This is a genomic window from Pseudomonas sp. WS 5079, from assembly GCF_012985465.1.
Lineage (GTDB): Bacteria > Pseudomonadota > Gammaproteobacteria > Pseudomonadales > Pseudomonadaceae > Aquipseudomonas.
On sequence record NZ_JAAQWN010000002.1, the window covers coordinates 731728 to 748309 of the forward strand.

A 16582-nucleotide genomic window follows, 5' to 3' on the forward strand; every position below is an offset into this window, starting at 1 on the left:
TGATGCTAACCTCGGCACTTCCCAGGTTCAGTCCAGTCCTTGCCGATGCCCAGTGAAACCCCGCTGCTGTTACGTCATCACCGCCCTTTTATCGCGTTCTGGCTGGCCCGGATTTTTACCGCCAGCGGCTTCCAGATGCTCACCGTGGCCATCGGCTGGAACCTCTACCAACTGACCGGCAACGTGCTGGACCTGGGCTTGGTGGGCCTGGTGGAATTTGTCCCACGGGTGCTGTTCATGCTGCACACCGGGCATGTGGCCGACCGTTACGAACGGCGCAGGGTCGCCGCCATTTGCCAGACGTTGCAGGCGTTGATCGCCCTGGCCCTGGTCATCGGCAGCCTGACGGACAATGTCACCCGCGAGATGATTTTTACCCTCGCCTTCCTGCTGGGCGCAGCCCGCTCCTTCGAACTGCCCACCACCCAGGCGCTGTTGCCGAGCATCGTGCCCAGCGCCCTGTTTCCACGGGCAGTGGCGGCGGCGCAGTCGGCCCAGCAATCGGCAACCATCGTCGCGCCGGCCCTGGGCGGCTTGCTCTATGCCTTCGGCAGCGCCTGGGTGTATGGCCCGACGGTGCTGCTGTACCTGATTGCCTGCATGCTCACCCTCAACCTGCCCGCGCGGCAGACCCCACTTAACAAGGGCAAGGCCACCCTCGACTCGCTGCTCGCGGGGATTCGTTTTATCCGCAGCCGGCCGGACATCCTCGGGGCGATCTCCCTGGACCTGTTCGCCGTGCTGTTGGGCGGCGCCACGGCGTTGCTGCCGGTGTTTGCCAAGGACATCCTGCTGACCGGCCCCTGGGGCCTTGGGCTGCTGCGCTCGGCGCCGGCGGTTGGGGCGCTGTTGATGTCATTGTGGCTAGCGCGGTTTGCCGTGGACCGGCACGTGGGCCGCGTGATGTTTACCGCTGTCGGGGTATTTGGCGTAGCGACCATCGCGTTCGGCCTGTCCACCTCGTTCTGGTTTTCGCTGGCGGTGCTGGTGGTGCTGGGGGCGGCAGACATGATCAGCATGGTGATCCGCGCCTCATTCGTGCAACTGGAAACCCCCGATGAAATGCGCGGGCGGGTCAGTGCGGTCAATGGGCTGTTTATCGGGGCGTCCAATCAGTTGGGCGAATTTGAATCCGGCGTCACCGCCCACTGGCTGGGCACAGTGCCAGCCGTGGTATTGGGCGGGGTCGGGACGTTGGTGGTGACGGGGGTATGGATCAAGCTGTTCCCGACGCTGGCCAAGCGGGACCGCATGCATACCCCGGCCGAAACGCCCTGAACCTGTCGGAGCCGGCTTGCCGGCGAAAAACCAGAGAGCAACACGGGCCACCAGGCACCCAGCGTTATCGTTGACGATTTTCGCCGGCAAGCCGGCTCCTACAGGGGGCCATCATTGGATGCGCAGCTGAGTCTTCAGGGTATTGCGCGGCGCATTGATCGATGTGTTGCTGTACTCGAACCAACCGGCGGCGCGGATATCCACGTCAAATACATAGATGTAGCCCATCAATGTGCCAGCGCCATTGCAGGCCTGGCTGACGGAGCCGACCTGGCAGATCGCGGTCTTTTGCCCCGCAAGCCGCGCCCCATCAAAGGTGGCGATGGAATTATTGCCCAGCCCCACTTCCATCACCGAGACCTGTGTCGGCCCACGGTGCTGGCACTGCCGGGTGCTGTCGACGCCCTCGGCGATGGACTCTTTGCACGCCTGGGACTGCACCTGGAATACCCGCACCTCGCTCAAGGCCGGTGCAGGCGCGCCCCACGCCGGTGCCGCCGCCAGCCACAGGCCGATACAGGCGAACGGAGCTAGACTCCACGCGATGGCTTTTTTCATGCTTTGGATGACCCTGGACTGAACATCGACGGAGTATGCCTCAAGGCCACACTCAACAAAACCGAGGCTGGGCGCCACAGGCCGTCGACCTGCTGGTATGATGCGCCGCTTTTTCCGATCCTCTGTAGAAAACACGCGGCGCTTGGCGCAGTTTGTGCTTTGACTTTGAGGTCAACAAATCACGGCGCCGAGCGCGCCACAGGGAGCAGGCATGCTGGAAAAGCTGTTTCAACTCAAGGCACACAACACCAACGTGCGTACCGAGATTCTCGCCGGTATCACGACATTCCTGGCCATGGCCTACATCCTGTTCGTCAACCCGAGCATTCTCGGCGAGACCGGCATGGACAAGGGCGCGCTGTTTGTCGCCACTTGCCTGGCGGCGGCCATCGGCTCGACGATCATGGGCCTGATCGCCAACTACCCGATTGCCCTGGCACCGGGCATGGGCCTGAACGCCTTCTTTACCTACACCGTGGTCCTGCACCTGGGCCATACCTGGCAAGTGGCGCTGGGTGCGGTGTTTATCTCCGCCGTGCTGTTTTTCCTGCTGTCGATCTTCCGCATCCGCGAATGGATCATCAATGCCATCCCCCTGCCCCTGCGCTCGGCGATTGCCGCCGGTATCGGCCTGTTCCTGGCGCTGATCGCCCTGCATAACGCCGGCATCGTGGTCAGCAACCCGGCGACCATGCTGGGCATGGGCGACCTGGCCAAACCCGCCCCCATCCTCGCCACCCTGGGGTTCTTCCTGATCGTGGCCCTGGAAGCCTTGAAAGTGCGCGGCGCGGTGTTGATCGGCATCCTCGCGGTGACCATCGCCGCCATTGCGCTCGGCGTCACCCCATTCGGCGGCGTGGTATCGATGCCTCCGTCCCTGGCCCCGACCTTCCTGCAACTGGACATCGCCGGCGCCCTGGACGTGGGCTTGATCAGCGTGATCTTCGCTTTCCTGTTCGTTGACCTGTTCGACAACTCCGGCACCCTGATCGGCGTCGCCAAGCGCGCCGGCCTGATGGGCAAGGACGGCCACATGCCGAAAATGGGCCGCGCCCTGATTGCCGACAGCACTGCGGCCATGGCCGGTTCGTTGCTGGGTACCTCGACCACCACCAGCTACATCGAGTCGGCGGCTGGCGTGAGTGCGGGTGGCCGCACTGGCCTGACGGCCATCGTGGTCGCGATCATGTTCCTGCTGGCGCTGTTCTTCTCGCCGCTGGCGGCCAGCGTCCCGGCATTTGCCACCGCACCCGCGCTGCTGTTTGTCGCAGTGTTGATGACCTCGGGCCTGGCGGAAATCGACTGGGACGATATTACTGTTGCCGCGCCGGTGGTGATCACCGCCCTGGCGATGCCCTTCACTTACTCCATCGCCAACGGCATCGCCTTCGGCTTCATCGCCTGGACCGGTATCAAGCTGCTGACAGGCCGCTACCGTGAACTCAACCCAGCGCTGGTGATCCTGTCGATCCTGTTCGTGATCAAGCTAGGCTGGTTCCCCGCATGACTTTTGACGCAGCAAGTTACGCCCTGCAACTGCAAGAAAAGGTCACGCGCTTGCGTGACCTGCTCGCGCCGTTCGATGCGCCCGAGCCACAGGTATTCGATTCGCCCCTGCAGAACTTCCGCCTGCGCGCCGAGTTCCGCCTGTGGCGCGAAGGCGGTCAGCGCCATTACGCGATGTTCTCCCAGGACGACAAGCGCACGCCGATCCTGATCGAAGAGTTTCCCATCGCCAGCCTGCGCATCAACCAGTTGATGCCGCAACTCAAGGCCGCCTGGCAAGCCAGCGCCGCCCTGAGCCACAAGCTGTTCCAGGTGGAGTTCCTCACCACCCTGGCCGGCGATGCGATGATCACGCTGTGCTATCACCGCCCGCTGGACGAGCATTGGCACGCGGCTGCCAACAAGCTGGCGGCCGACCTGAACGTCAGCATCATTGGCCGTTCCAAGGGCAAGCGCGACGTGATCGGCCACGACTATGTGGTGGAGAAACTCGATGTCGGCGGTCGCACCTTCAGCTATCGCCAGCCCGAAGGCGCCTTCACCCAGCCCAACGGCACGGTGAACCAGAAAATGCTCAACTGGGCCTATGAGGCCCTGGGCGATCGCAGTGATGACCTGCTGGAGCTGTACTGCGGCAACGGCAACTTCACCCTGCCCCTGGCTACCCGCGTGCGCAAAGTGCTGGCCACCGAGATCAGCAAGACCTCGGTCAACGCCGCCCTGAGCAACCTCGATGAAAACGCGGTGGATAACGTCACCCTGGTGCGCCTGTCCGCCGAAGAACTGACCCAAGCCCTGAACGAAGTGCGGCCATTCCGACGCCTGCACGGTATCGACCTCAAGAGCTATGAGTTCGCCAGCATCTTCGTCGACCCGCCCCGCGCAGGCATGGACCCGGACACCTGCGAGTTGACCCGACGCTTCGAGAACATCCTGTACATCTCCTGCAACCCGGAAACGCTGGCGGCGAACATTGCGCAACTGCACGACACGCACCGCATCACCCGGTGTGCGATGTTCGACCAGTTCCCGTGGACCCACCATATGGAATCGGGCGTGCTGCTGACCCGGCGCTAAACCCTCGGTCCCGGCAGATCTGGAAAAATGTGGGAGCGGGCTTGCCCGCGATTGCGGTGTATCAGTCAAAATCTATCTGGCTGACCCACCGTAATCGCGGGCAAGCCCGTTCCCACATAAGCCCGCTACCCCGGCTGTGCATCATTGCTCCTTGCATGGCCGGCCGCCCTGCTTGCCATTGGCGCGGGCGGCGGCCGACTTGGCGACTCCTTCTAAGTGCCCAGGCCGGAACGCTGGAACACCTTGCTCAGAACTTGTACTCAAGCATCCCGCTCAACGTACGGCCCCGCGCCAGGCTGAGGTTGTTGGCGTCGCCCATGGCCACGAAATAGGCTTCATCGGTGGCGTTTTCCAGGGCCAGGCCAAGGTTCAAGTGGTCGGTCATCCAGTAACTGGCATACAGGTCGTAGAGGGTGTACTGCGGCCACAGCGCCTGGTCGATAAAGTCATAACCCTGCTGGTTGAGGTTGGCACCGTTGCCCGAGCTGTAGCGCACCCGCACGCCGGTATCCAGGCGTTTTTCCAGGAACCGCGCGCCCAACGTCACCGAGCCGCGATCCGCCGGCATATAGGTGGCGTTGCCCATGATCCGCCCGCAACTTTCCTTGTTGTTGGCAACGTCATCATCCAGCACTTCATAAGTAGTGACCGGCCGGATGCCGGGGCGCCCATCCGGGCGGATGTAGGACTCGATCCGCGTAGTCCGCGGCCCGCTGGTCTTGGCTCCGCCCATGTAGTAGTTCTTCGAGCAGAAGTCGTTACTGCCGATCATATGGGTGTAGCTCAAGTTGGCGTAGGCCCGGCCCATGTCGTAGTTGAGCTGGTACTCCATACCGCGAAAGCGCGTCGGGCCGGTGTTGTTGACGTAGGCCATGGTTCCGAGAAAACCGCCGACACTGGTGTCTGGCAAGCTGACGCTGTGGTTGAGGAACGAGAAGTTGTCGATCTTGGTATCGAAGTAGGCGACCTTCATGCCCAGGCGGTCGTCGTTGAAAAACAGCCCTTCCTTGAACACGTTGACGCCCATTTCCCAATCCCGCGACTCTTCAGCCTTAAGGTACGGGTTGGGGAACACCCGCTCTGCCGAGCTGCCACCATGGGGGCGACCGGTCATGAAGGTTTCCGTGACCGCCGGCGGGCGCCAGCCCTTGCCCCAACGCGCATAGAGTTGCATCCACTCAAGCCCCGGCTTGACGCCGATGCCGAAGGTGGGCGAGAAGTGCCCCTCTTCATTATCGATATCAAACACCTCGGCCACACGCTTGGCGCCCACCAGGCTGTTGTAGAAGCGGTCGCGCTTGTACAGGGTCATCCCGGTTTTGCCTTCAAGCCGGTAGCGGTCGTAACGCAGGCCGGCATCCAGGGTCAGCCAGTTGCCATATTCGTATTGCAGGTTGTTGAACAAGCTGGCGATGGTGCGTTTACCGCCCGGGGTGTCGCCTTCGACATACGGCAGCAGCCCCTGGAGGTTGACCGCCTCGACCTTGTTGGTGCGCGGCTTGAATTGGTCCTGGTACATCTCCAGGCCGTAGTTCCATTTGACCCGGCCCAGTGCCTCGAAATCGAAGCGCGAGGTGTTGTCCGCTTGCAGGCCCCAGGTATCGGTCTGGAAGTGATCGGTGTAGCCGCCGACCTCGTTGCCCGTACCAGGTGACGACAGGTTTGGCGCATTGGTGCGTTCCAACTGGGTGCTGACGTAATACGCCTTGGCCTTGAAATCGATCAGCGGGTTGTCTGGCGTGTAGCTATAGTCCAGCGCGACGTTCTTGGCCGCAAGGTTGTTCTTGCTCACGCGCCGGTAGTAAACGCTTTGTGCATCGTCGGCGGTATAGGCCCAGGCGTCGTTGCTGTCGCTGTCGCTTTGCAGGTAGCTCAGTTGCACACGCTGGTCATTGGGCAGGTTCAGGCCCAGTTTGACGATCTGCGAGCGAGTCACGCTGCCCATATCGCCGACCTCGCTGTTCAACCAATCGTCAAACGCCTCGGGCTGATACTTGCGCGCGCGCAGGTTGGTGCCCAGCTTCTGGTCGTTGTGGGTGCCGGCGTGGTAATCGCCGAAATGCCGCTCGCTGTAACCCAGCAGCACATCGCCACGCTCATCGCCAAAGGCAAATACACCGCTGCCATTGAAGTGGGTGCCATTGCCCAGTTTGCCGATGCCATTACCCGCGCGCAGACGCCCGCCGTACTCCTTGCCATCGGCCAGGAACTCGCTGGCGTCCAGGGTCTTGAATGACGCAATGCCACCGAGCACCGCCGCACCGCCCATGCCCGACTGGCTGCCTTTGTCGATCTCGATGCTGGAGATAAATTCAGGGTCGATCACCATCGTGCCGTTGCGCTGCTGGTGGCCGTTGACGTTGAAGTTCTGGCGCATGCCGTCAATGTTCATATTGACCCGGCCATAGTCCTGCACCCCACGGATATTCACCGACAAGCCAGGGTCACGCTGGTTGACGGCGGTGTAGACACCGGCGGTTTCCTCGAGCATGTCGGCGGCGTGCCGGGGTGGGCGCTTGTCGATCTGCTCGCGGGTGATCACCGCCACCGAGCGCGGGGTTTCATACACCCAGTCACTGGGCTTGCCGTTGGTGTTGGCGTTGATGGTGGTGGTGCCGACGGTCAACGCGTTGTCCTGTTCGACATTGACGCGATTGAGGGTGACCTGGCGCTCGCCGGTGAAGCGATACTCCACCGGCGCACTGCCCAGCAAACGCCCCAGGCCTTCCTGGACACTGTATTGGCCCTTCAGCGCGGTGCTGCTGAGGCCTTGCAGGCGGGGGCTATCGAACAGCACCTGCAAACCAGCCTGGTCGGCAAACGCCAGGACCGCGCCGCCCAGGGGTTGGGCGGGAATATCGAACATCAGCGTCGCAGGCTGCGAAGCGCCGGCCACCGGGGCGGCGGCGTAGGCCTGCCCGGCGCAGGCAAACAGACCCAAGTGAATGGCCAGGGCCAACCGGCTGCCGGTGACGCGCCCTTTGGTGATTGCAGACATCGTTGTGATCCCTTCGCTGAGCGTTTTTTGTTTATGCGAATACTTCTCGATTAGCAAGACGCGTCAGGGATAGAGACTCAGTAAGTGTTTCTGAAAATTGTTTGAAGATCAGCCAGGAATGCGGGCTTGTGTAGGAGCTGGCTTGCCGGCGATGCAGGCAACTCGGTCTACCAGGTAGACCGAGGTGATGCTATCGCAGGCTAGCCAGCGCCCACACAAAAGCGCCCGTTCACAGGGAGGTTTGCGGTATGTCAGTAGATCAGGCTGACGCCCGCCAGATCAAAGCGTCGCACCTGCAACTCTTCGGTCAAGGTGCCCAGCGCCTGGTCCAGCATGTCGAGGCGGAACACCGCGCTGACTTCACGCTTGCCCAGTTCGGCATTGCGCAGCACCACCCGCCCGGGGCGGTAGCGATTGAGCTCTGCAACCACCTTGGCCAGCGGCTGGCGGTCGAACACCAGCACTCCGCGCCGCCAACTGGTGGCCCGCGCCAGGTCGAAGCCGGGCAGGCCTTTCACACCGTCCTGCGCACTGTAGCGGGCGGCCTGCCCCTCCTCGAGGACCGTAGTTTGCGGCCGGTCTTGCTGGGTCACGGCCACGCTGTGTTGCAGCACACCCACCCACGCCTGGTCGTCTGCCTCGCGGCCGACCACAAAACGCGTGCCCAGGGCCCGGGTTTGCCCGCCGGCACTTTGCACCACGAACGGCCGGGTTTCCTGCCCGGCCATGGGCGCCACGTCAAAAATCGCCGAGCCGGCCAGCAGGCTGATCCGCCGCTGCTCGCCGTCGAAATCCAGGCGGATGGCGCTGGAGGAATCCAGCTCCACGGTACTGCCGTCCGCCAGGCGCACCATGCGCACTTCGCCCTTGGCGGTCAGGTAGTCGGCCTGCATCTGCAGCAAGGCTTGCGGCGCCTGCACCCAGCCAACACCGGCGACCACCAGCAACAGCGCGACACTTGCGGCCACGCGCCATGGCCGGCGCCGCTGGGCGCGGCGCAGTGGAACGCTAGCAGACGGTGGACGCTGACGATGCACTGACGTATCCACGTGCAAGTCCCCCAGCGCCGCCCAGGTCTGCCGGGCAAAATCCAGTTCCGCGGCGTGGCGGCTGTCGCTGGCAATCCAGCGTTGCAGTTCGGCGTGTTCCTGCACACCCAGCCCGCCCGCATGCAGGCGCACCGCCCAATCGGCGGCGACCTCGGTAATGCTGGGCTGTTGCGACTCCTGGCTATTCACGTGTGAGTCTCGAATTCTCGTTGTATGAAACAGTGACGTTTGAGCAGCGTTTTTTCAGTAAATCATTCGTCGGACGGCGTCACATCGCCCTCCCGCAAACGCTGCATGACATGCGCCAGTGCCTTGGCCAGATGCTTTTGCACTGAACTGTCGGAAATTTCAAGATGCCGCGCAACCTGGGCGTGGGTCATGCCCTCGACGCGGTTGAGGCGGAAAATCTGCTGGGTGCGCTCCGGCAGTTCCGCCAACGCCTGCTTCAATGCCTGTCGCTGTTGCTGCGCCATTGCCTGAGCCTCCAACCCGGCCACTTCATCTTCAATCTCGGCCAACGCCTCATGGGGCACGGAGTCGGTCTTGCGCCGGGCCTCCTGGCGGATATGGTCGATCAAAAGATTGCTCGCCGTGCGGTAGAGATAACCCTGGGAGTTGTCGATCCGCTCGCTGGACGGCTTTTGCGCCAGGCGCAGGAAGCTCTCCTGCACCAGGTCCGCAGCCAACTGAGGGTCCCGTACCTTGCGCAGCAAATACCGGCGCAGGGTATCGGCATGCTTGAGAAACAGGCCCTTGAGATCCACGTCCGACAAACCGACTCCCTGGGGATGTAAAGGAAACAGGCGGGCATCTTAAGCGTTGTCGAGAATGATTTTCAATTGATATCAACTCTTGGGCAGTACCGGCAGGCCGTATTCAGCGTTCGATAATCGAACGGTTATCCACGGCATGACGCCTGGCCAATTGACCAAATTAACCATTCAGTACATTTTGTCCCCATCAATAAAAACAACAGTGGAGACATCCCCATGCCGCCTATCGTACTGGTCCTCAACGGCCCCAACCTGAACCTGCTCGGCACCCGCGAACCGGCCACCTATGGCCACGAGACCCTGGCTGACGTCGCCGCGCTATGTGGGCGCAGTGCCGAACAGTTCGGGCTGAAACTGGAATTTCGCCAGACCAACCACGAAGGCGAGTTGCTGGACTGGATTCATGGCGCCCGTGCCCGGTGCGCCGGGATTGTGATCAACCCGGCGGCCTGGACCCACACCTCGGTGGCCATCCGCGACGCCCTGGTGGCCAGTGAACTGCCAGTGATCGAAGTGCATCTGTCCAACGTGCATGCCCGTGAACCCTTCCGCCATCACTCCTTTGTTTCCCCTATCGCCAAGGCCGTGCTCGCCGGGTTTGGCAGCCACGGTTATCACCTGGCCCTCGAACATTTCAGTCGGGAGCTCAAATGAAACCGCGCATTCTTGCCGGCCTGATCGGCGCCGGCATCCAGGCGTCCCGCACGCCGGCCCTGCATGAGCAGGAAGGCGATGCCCAGGGTCTGCGCTACTTGTATCGACTGATCGACCTGGACCCGCTGCAACTGGACAGCAGCGCCCTGCCCGAGCTGCTCAAGGCCGCCGAGCAGATGAACTTCACCGGGTTGAACATCACCTACCCGTGCAAGCAGGTGATCCTGCCGCTGCTCGATGAGCTGTCGCCCGAAGCCCAGGGCATCGGCGCGGTCAACACCGTGGTCTGGCGCGATGGCAAGCGCATCGGTCACAACACCGACTGCCTGGGTTTCGCCGAAGGGTTTCGCCGTGGCCTGCATGAGGCTGCGCGCCAGCGCGTGGTGCAGATGGGCGCTGGTGGCGCGGGCGCGGCAGTGGCCCATGCGCTGCTGGCCGAAGGTGTCGGGCAGTTGAGTATTTTCGATGTGGACCATGGGCGCGCGCAAAGCCTGGCGGATAACCTCAACCAGCATTTCGGCCCCGGCCGCGCGCATGCCGCCAGTGATCTGGACAGCGCGATGGCGGCGGCTGACGGGCTGGTCAATACCACGCCCATGGGCATGGCCAAGCTGCCGGGCATGCCAGTGCCAGCCGTGTTGCTACGCGCAGATTTGTGGGTCGCGGAAATCGTCTACTTCCCGCTGGAAACCGAGCTGCTGCGCAGCGCCCGGGCCTTGGGCTGCCGCACGCTGGATGGAGGGAATATGGCGGTGTTCCAGGCGGTGAAGGCCTTTGAGTTGTTCAGTGGTGAGAAAGCAGATGCACAAAGGATGCTCGATCATTTCCAATACATGAATACCTCACTGTAGAAACCGGATCCTAATGTGGGAGCTGGCTTGCCAGCTCCCACACAAGCCCGCACGACATTGAATTCGGCGGTGGATCAGGCCTGTAGGTAACGCAGCACCGACTCGCAGATCATCGCGCGATGCCGTTGCTTGATCGCTTCATCCGACAATTCGATCTGAAAAATCTCACTGAAGGTATGGCGGTTGGAGACCCGGTAAAAGCTGAACGAGTTGATCAGCAAATGCACATCCAGCGGCTCCAGCCCCGCGCGAAATACCCCCAGCTCCGCGCCCCGGCGCAAGGTCGCGCCCAACGCCTCCAGGATATTGCTGTTCATCGCCTTGATCGCATCCGACTGTTTCACATACTCGGCGTTGTGAATGTTCTCGATGCTGACAATCCGCACAAAATCCACGTTCTGGTCGTGGTGATCGAAGGTGAATTCCACCAGGCGCCGGATCGCTTCCCGGGGTTCCAGCTCGGTGAGGTTCATCCTTGTTTCGGTGTTGCGGATATCACCGTAGAGCTTTTCCAGGACCTCGACGTACAGCTGCTCCTTGCTGCCGAAGTAGTAATAGATCATGCGCTTGGAGGTGTGGATGCGCTCAGCGATGGCGTCCACCCGCGCCCCGGAAAGCCCCTGCTGCACGAACTCGACAATGGCCTCTTGCAGAATGTTCTCGCGGGTCTTTTCCGGGTTGTTCTTGCGACTCTTGCGCGGCGCCAGGGGGGCGTCGGGCAGTTCGGACGTCGGGGTCATGGTGCGCTCACGGCCATTTATGCAGGCCGTGATTATGGGCCGCCGCGTCTCACGAAGGAAGCGCCAACGCCCTACAACTTGGCCTGGCGCACCGCGCCGCTGCGCGACTTCGCCATGGCCGCCAGGCGTACCGCCACATTGGCCGCGCCATAGCCGGCGTAGCCGTTCTTGCGCTGGATGATCTCGAAGAAAAACCGCCCTTCGAACGGTTCGGTGTACACATGAAACAGCTCACCGCCCTGGGCGTCACGGTCGTACAGCACGTTGTAGTACGCCAGTTCGCTGAGGAACTGATCGTCGAAATCAAAACGCGCTGCCAGATCATCGTAGTAGTTGAGCGGGATATCCAGCAGTGGCACGCCCGCCTCCTTGGCCCGGCTGACCTCGGCGAAAATGTCCGCGCAATCGAAGGCAATGTGGTGCACGCCGGAGCCACGGTAGCTCGATAGCGCGTGGGAAATTGCCGTATTGCGGTTCTCGGAAATATTCAGCGGCAGGCGGATCGAACTGCAGCGGCTGCGCAGCGCCCGACTCTTGACCAGGCCATAAGGGTCCGGCAGCACCACTTCATCGTCGGCCTCGAAATCCAGCAGGCTCTTGTAGAACAGCACCCAACTGTCGAGGCTGTCGGCCGGCAAAGCCATGGCCATATGGTCGATGCGCAGCAAGCCGCCGCCGCTGGTGCTGGACGCTTGCAGGTGGAAATCGGTGTCGTAGATCCCGCCGGCATGCTGGTCCACCAGGTAGATCAGGCTGCCATCCGGCGCACGCACCGCCGCCAGCTCCAACTCGTTGGGCCCGACCAGGCCGCGATAAGGCTGGCCCTTGTAGGCCACCGCCCGCTCCAGCGCCTTGGCGCTGTCCTTGACGCGAATCGCCGTGGCGCACAACGACGGGCCATGGGCCTCGAAAAAGTTGTGGGCAAAGGAGTACGGCTCGCAGTTGAGGATCAGGTTGATATCACCCTGGCGCAGCAGGCTCACACTCTTGGAACGGTGCTGCCCGGCCTTGACGAAGCCCAGGCGTTGCAGCCATTGGGTCAGCCGGGCGCCGAGGTTTTCATCCACCGCAAACTCCAGGAACTCGATACCGTCGTACTCGCTGGCGGCCGGGGTCTCAAACAGGATATCCAACGGCGCGGCCTGCTGCTCCAGGCGTTGGCGGGTCTTCTCTTCCAGGTACAGCAGCGAGCGCAAACCATCCGCCGCGTTGGCCCGGGTGGGCGCGGCGCGAAAGCCGTCGTTGAAAATCTCCAGGGACAGCGGCCCGGTGTAGCCACTCTGGATGATCGGCGCAAGAAAACCCGGCAGGTCGAACTCGCCCTGGCCAGGGAAGCAGCGAAAGTGCCGGCTCCACTCCAGCACGTCCATGGCCAGGATCGGCGCGTCGGCCATTTGCACGAAGAAGATTTTGTCACCAGGGATCTGGGCGATAGCCGCCGGATCGCCCTTGAGCGACAAGGTATGAAAACTGTCCAGCAGCACCCCGAGGCTCGGGTGATCGATCTCCCGCACCAGTTGCCACACCTGTTGCCAGGTATTGACGTGCCGGCCCCAGGCCAGGGCTTCATAGCCAATGCGCAAGCCACGACGCCCGGCGTGTTCGGCCAGCAGGCTGAGGTCATCACGCAGGATCGAATGCTCGCCCGTGGAGTCCGCCGAGGCATTGCTGCACACCAGCACCAGGTCAGTGCCCAGCTCCTGCATCAGGTCGAACTTGCGCTCGGCCCGCTCCAGGTTGCGCGCCAGGCGTTCACGGCGGCATCCTTCAAAGTCGCGAAACGGCTGGAACAAGGTGATGGCAATGCCCAGGTCAGCACACATCTGCCGCACTTCACGGGGGCTGCCGTCGTAATACAGCAAGTCGTTCTCGAAGATTTCCACCCCATCGAACCCGGCCGCAGCAATGGCTTCGAGCTTTTCCGGCAGGGTGCCGCTCAAGGAAACAGTGGCGATGGAACGTTGCATGGGGTGACTCCCGGCAATGAAGGCTGGTCTTGTTTGCGGCAAATTATTGGCCGCGCGCGATAAAGCAGCAATTTAAAATGTACCAACCGGTTAGTTTTATGGGCGATTATCGAACACAATGGCGATTGGCGAATTGACGATTTTTTAGCCACTGCGCACCATCGATTGCGCATCCAGGGCCGTTTTCTCAAGGCGCCTACCTGTGATCAAGACCCAGAACACACCATAAAAATTTCAAAAAACGGGTACCTCTCATGCCTTCGCAAAATTCCGCCGTGGCCCCGCGCCCCGGCAACCCGCAAGCGGCCATTGGCGACAAGATTCGCGGCGCCCTCGCCGTTGGCAAAACCCGCTGGGGCATGCTGGCCCTGGTGTTTTTCGCCACCACCCTGAACTACATCGACCGCGCCGCCCTGGGCGTGATGCAACCGATCCTGGCCAAGGAGATGAGCTGGACGGCGATGGACTACGCCAACATCAACTTCTGGTTCCAGGTCGGCTACGCCATTGGTTTTGTGTTGCAAGGCCGGTTGATCGACCGGGTCGGCGTCAAGCGCGTGTTCTTCTGCGCAGTGCTGTTGTGGAGCATCGCCACCGGCGCCCACGGCCTGGCGACCTCGGCGGTAGGCTTTATGGTCTGCCGCTTTATCCTCGGCCTGACCGAAGCGGCCAACTACCCCGCTTGCGTCAAGACCACCCGCCTGTGGTTCCCCGCCGGCGAGCGAGCAGTGGCTACCGGGATCTTCAACGCCGGCACCAACGTCGGCGCCATGCTCACGCCAATGTTGCTGCCGCTGGTGCTGCATGTGTGGGGCTGGCAGGCCGCCTTTTTGTGCATGGCGGCACTGGGTGGGATCTGGCTGGTGTTCTGGGGCCTGAAGTACTACAACCCGGAAGACCATCCGAGCGTAAAACAGTCAGAACTGGACTACGTGCAACAGGAAATCGAGCCGGAACAGCCCCGCGTGCCTTTCAGCCGCATCCTGCGCATGCGCGGCACCTGGGCCTTCGCCATTGCCTATGCCCTGACCGCCCCGGTGTTCTGGTTCTACCTGTACTGGCTGCCGCCGTTCCTCAACCAGCAATACAACCTGGGGATCAACGTGACGCAGATGGGTATCCCGCTGATCATCATTTACCTGACGGCGGACTTCGGCAGCGTGGGCGGCGGGATTCTGTCCTCGTTCCTGATCGGGCGCGGCATGCAGCCGATCAAGGCGCGCTTGCTGTCGATGCTGCTGTTTGCCTGCTGCATCGTCGGCGTGATCATGGCCGCAGGTTCCAGCCAGCTGTGGGTCGCGGTGTTTGCCATCTCCCTGGCCATCGGCGCGCACCAGGCCTGGACTGCCAACATCTGGAGCCTGGTGATGGACTACACGCCCAAGCACATGATGAGCACGGTGTTTGGCTTTGGCGGGATGTGCGCAGCCATCGGCGGGATGTTCATGACGCAGATCGTCGGCCATATCCTGACCGTGACCCATAACAACTACACCGTGCTGTTCACCCTGATCCCGGCGATGTACTTCATCGCCCTGACCTGGATGTACTTCATGGCGCCGCGCAAGATCCCCACCGTCGCGGTGTGACTCAACGCCGCCGCTGCTGCCAGGCAGCGGCCAAGCCACTCAGGCAGATCACCCCGATCCCGACCACCGTGGTCAGGTCCGGGGTGTGATTGAACACCAGCCAGCCCAACAACCCCGCAAACACGATCTGGCAATAGCCAAACGGTGCCAGCAAGGCCGGCGCGGCAAAGCGGAAGGCCTGGGTCAGCATCAAGTGCGCGGTCATCCCGCAGGTGCCCAGCGCCAGCATCAACAGGCCGTGGCCCAGGCTCGGCACCTCCCAGAAAAACGGCACCAGCGCGCTCATCACCAGGGTGTTGCACAGGCCGGCGAAGAAGTTGCTGGTGGTCGGGCTGTCGTACTGGCTGAGGATGCGGGTCAGCAGTTGGTAGAAGCAGAAGAACAACGCCGAGACCAATGGCAACAACACCGCCGGGGTGAACAACTCACCGCCCGGGTGCACGATGATGATCACCCCGACAAACCCGCAGATCACCGCCAGCCACTGGCCACGCGTTACATGCTCGCCCAGCAGCGGAACCGACAGGGCCGTCACCAGGATCGGCGCGAGGAAGTTCACCGCCGTGGCCTCCGCCAGCGGGATGTAATGCAGGGCTGCGGTAAAAAACAGGCTGGTGCCCAGCAGGCACAAGGCCCTGGCCACCTGCAACAATGGGCGCTTGCTGCGCAGCACACGCAGGCCCGATTGCGGCAGGAAAATCCCCGCCATCAGCAGCGTATGCACCATGTAGCGGGCCCACACCACCATCACGATCGGATAGAAGCCGGCGAGGTATTTGGACAAGGCGTCGTGGCTGGAAAACAAAAACGTCGCCAGCACAATCAGCACGATGCCCTTGAAGGGATGGTTGACGCCGGAAAGAGGGGTGCTGAGGGTCATTGAATTCTCGTGCGTGACAGGCTGAAATGACCGCCGCAAGCAGTGGCACTCAACGCGCTAATCTAGAGCGGGTGGTGCATCGGTCTCAAGAGCATAACCAAACAGCGGGCGATCAGCGCACTAATTCGCCCAAACCCAGTCCAACGCTGCACGCCAGCCTGCCATTGCAGGCTTTTTAACCAAGGCCAATCCCCGATGAAAAAAACCCTGTTGCTCCTTTCGACCCTCGCCCTGCTCAGCGCCTGCGATAAAGCCCCCGAGGCCCCGAAGCCCGCACCGCCATCGGTCCAGGCGACCCTGGTGCCGCAAACCCCGCCCACCGACAAATGGGTCGGCAAGTGGATCGGCGTCGAAGGCCTGCACCTGACCGTCAGCAAGGACGACAGCATCGGTCGCGGGCATTACCTGCTGAGCATGCAGTACGGCCTGGATGCCGACGCCTCCGGCACGTTTAAAGGTGAGGCCAGCGAAGACGGCATCACCTTCAACCGGCCGGACGGCCCGCAGATGCTGCGTGCCGGCGACGGCGCAGCCACTGGCTTGAGATGGCTGGCAGATAAAAAAGATTGCCTGGTGGTCAATACGGGCGAAGGGTATTGCCGCGAATAACGGCCATACTCAATCACAACCCCCACTGTAGGAGCCGGCTTGCCGGCGATAGC

The 16582-nt window shown here is 62.2% G+C and carries 14 protein-coding genes and 1 pseudogene; 7 read left to right on the forward strand and 8 right to left on the reverse strand.

Features of this window, described 5'->3' with window-relative positions; all coding sequences use genetic code 11:
* The first annotated feature begins 45 nt into the window (after positions 1 to 45).
* On the forward strand, positions 46 to 1278 hold the full coding sequence (locus HBO05_RS07885; RefSeq protein ID WP_172312268.1) for an MFS transporter: 1233 nt from the start codon (positions 46 to 48) through the stop codon (positions 1276 to 1278).
* A gap of 3 nt (positions 1279 to 1281) precedes the next feature.
* On the opposite strand, the pseudogene HBO05_RS29235 reads toward HBO05_RS07885, so the two are convergent.
* Together HBO05_RS29235 and HBO05_RS07890 are read right to left on the reverse strand one after the other, a co-directional pair.
* A pseudogene (locus tag HBO05_RS29235) lies at positions 1282 to 1368 on the reverse strand (outer membrane lipoprotein carrier protein LolA); the annotation flags it as partial.
* A 21-nt stretch (positions 1369 to 1389) separates the two neighbouring features.
* Positions 1390 to 1836, reverse strand: coding sequence for a DUF4879 domain-containing protein (locus HBO05_RS07890; RefSeq protein WP_170041695.1), 447 nt, complete (start codon positions 1834 to 1836; stop codon positions 1390 to 1392).
* 211 nt (positions 1837 to 2047) lie between these two features.
* Between HBO05_RS07890 and HBO05_RS07895 the strand changes: the two genes are divergently transcribed.
* Both HBO05_RS07895 and trmA read left to right on the forward strand, forming a co-directional pair.
* Positions 2048 to 3343, forward strand: coding sequence for an NCS2 family permease (locus HBO05_RS07895; protein WP_169951112.1), 1296 nt, complete (start codon positions 2048 to 2050; stop codon positions 3341 to 3343).
* The gene (gene trmA / locus HBO05_RS07900; protein WP_172312270.1) at positions 3340 to 4419 is read left to right on the forward strand and encodes a tRNA (uridine(54)-C5)-methyltransferase TrmA; all 1080 of its coding nucleotides are present in this window, start codon (positions 3340 to 3342) and stop codon (positions 4417 to 4419) included. Before HBO05_RS07895 ends, trmA begins: the two co-directional genes overlap by 4 nt.
* Before the next feature lie 247 nt (positions 4420 to 4666).
* Here the strand turns inward: trmA and HBO05_RS07905 are convergent, their stop codons facing one another.
* The 3 genes from HBO05_RS07905 to HBO05_RS07915 all read right to left on the reverse strand — a co-directional run bounded on the left by HBO05_RS07905 (position 4667) and on the right by HBO05_RS07915 (position 9239).
* Complete coding sequence (locus HBO05_RS07905; protein ID WP_172312272.1) at positions 4667 to 7417, reverse strand: TonB-dependent receptor; 2751 nt, start codon at positions 7415 to 7417, stop codon at positions 4667 to 4669.
* A 251-nt stretch (positions 7418 to 7668) separates the two neighbouring features.
* Positions 7669 to 8655: a FecR family protein gene (locus HBO05_RS07910; RefSeq protein ID WP_172312274.1), complete on the reverse strand. Its 987-nt coding sequence runs from the start codon at positions 8653 to 8655 to the stop codon at positions 7669 to 7671.
* A 62-nt stretch (positions 8656 to 8717) separates the two neighbouring features.
* Positions 8718 to 9239, reverse strand: coding sequence for an RNA polymerase sigma factor (locus tag HBO05_RS07915; RefSeq protein ID WP_032861829.1), 522 nt, complete (start codon positions 9237 to 9239; stop codon positions 8718 to 8720).
* A 216-nt stretch (positions 9240 to 9455) separates the two neighbouring features.
* Between HBO05_RS07915 and aroQ the strand changes: the two genes are divergently transcribed.
* Positions 9456 to 9893, forward strand: a complete 438-nt coding sequence (gene aroQ / locus HBO05_RS07920) for a type II 3-dehydroquinate dehydratase (RefSeq protein ID WP_032861827.1) — start codon at positions 9456 to 9458, stop codon at positions 9891 to 9893.
* Positions 9890 to 10744 carry a shikimate dehydrogenase gene (locus tag HBO05_RS07925; protein WP_172312276.1) on the forward strand — a complete coding sequence of 285 codons (855 nt, stop codon included), beginning with the start codon at positions 9890 to 9892 and terminating at the stop codon, positions 10742 to 10744. Before aroQ ends, HBO05_RS07925 begins: the two co-directional genes overlap by 4 nt.
* A gap of 74 nt (positions 10745 to 10818) precedes the next feature.
* Here HBO05_RS07925 and HBO05_RS07930 read toward each other — a convergent pair whose 3' ends face one another.
* Together HBO05_RS07930 and quiC are read right to left on the reverse strand one after the other, a co-directional pair.
* Positions 10819 to 11484, reverse strand: coding sequence for a TetR/AcrR family transcriptional regulator (locus tag HBO05_RS07930; RefSeq protein ID WP_057958369.1), 666 nt, complete (start codon positions 11482 to 11484; stop codon positions 10819 to 10821).
* 71 nt (positions 11485 to 11555) lie between these two features.
* Positions 11556 to 13451 (reverse strand): 3-dehydroshikimate dehydratase QuiC, encoded by a 1896-nt coding sequence (gene quiC / locus HBO05_RS07935; protein WP_172312278.1) that lies wholly within the window; start codon positions 13449 to 13451, stop codon positions 11556 to 11558.
* Between the two features lie 254 nt (positions 13452 to 13705).
* Here quiC and HBO05_RS07940 point away from each other — a divergent pair, with 254 nt between their 5' ends.
* Positions 13706 to 15040, forward strand: a complete 1335-nt coding sequence (locus tag HBO05_RS07940) for an MFS transporter (protein WP_172312280.1) — start codon at positions 13706 to 13708, stop codon at positions 15038 to 15040.
* 1 nt (position 15041) lies between these two features.
* Here HBO05_RS07940 and HBO05_RS07945 read toward each other — a convergent pair whose 3' ends face one another.
* Positions 15042 to 15920 carry a DMT family transporter gene (locus HBO05_RS07945; protein ID WP_169951130.1) on the reverse strand — a complete coding sequence of 293 codons (879 nt, stop codon included), beginning with the start codon at positions 15918 to 15920 and terminating at the stop codon, positions 15042 to 15044.
* A 195-nt stretch (positions 15921 to 16115) separates the two neighbouring features.
* Between HBO05_RS07945 and HBO05_RS07950 the strand changes: the two genes are divergently transcribed.
* On the forward strand, positions 16116 to 16529 hold the full coding sequence (locus HBO05_RS07950; protein WP_172312282.1) for a hypothetical protein: 414 nt from the start codon (positions 16116 to 16118) through the stop codon (positions 16527 to 16529).
* The last annotated feature ends 53 nt before the right edge of the window (positions 16530 to 16582 follow it).